Source organism: Mycoplasma zalophi (assembly GCF_025486335.1).
Taxonomy (GTDB): domain Bacteria; phylum Bacillota_I; class Bacilli_A; order Mycoplasmatales; family Metamycoplasmataceae; genus Metamycoplasma; species Metamycoplasma zalophi.
In genome coordinates this window covers 1-461 of sequence record NZ_JAOOPZ010000007.1, presented here as the reverse complement: position 1 = coordinate 461, position 461 = coordinate 1, and the positions used below count along the sequence as shown (strand labels likewise).

The 461-nt window shown below is 26.9% G+C and carries 1 protein-coding gene; it reads left to right on the top strand.

The genetic code is table 4. The features are described 5' to 3' along the window. Positions 1–16: 16 nt before the first annotated feature. Positions 17–461 (top strand): restriction endonuclease subunit S (locus N8G13_RS03285; RefSeq protein WP_262289465.1); only part of this gene is annotated, 445 nt, incomplete at its 3' end.

The following is a 461-nucleotide window of genomic DNA, read 5'->3' as shown; positions in this document are numbered from 1 at the left end:
TTGGTTTCAAGACAAGGTGGAAAATTTATTTCATGTTACTAATGGAAATATTTTAAGCACTTCTGAAATAAAAAACTTACCATCTGAGCAATATAAGTATCCAGTTTTTTCTTCAAAAACATTAAATAATGGGTTAGTAGGATATTACAAAGAATATTTATTTGAAAATGCAATAATGTGATCAACAGATGGATATGCGGGTGTTTTGAACTATCAAAGAGGTAAATTCTTTGCAACAGGTCATTGTGGTGTTCTTTTAAATAAAGAAAGAAGTAATCTTGCATTGGCAAATTGCATTCAAAAAAACACAAGAAAACACGTTAAAAGTGGAGCAATTCCAACTTTAAAAATAATAGATATGAAAGCAATTTCATTCTTTTTTCCAAATAATTTAAAAGAAGAAAACAAAATTTCTAATTTTTTTGAAAAATATAACGCAAGCATATCTTTTGTTAAAGCGT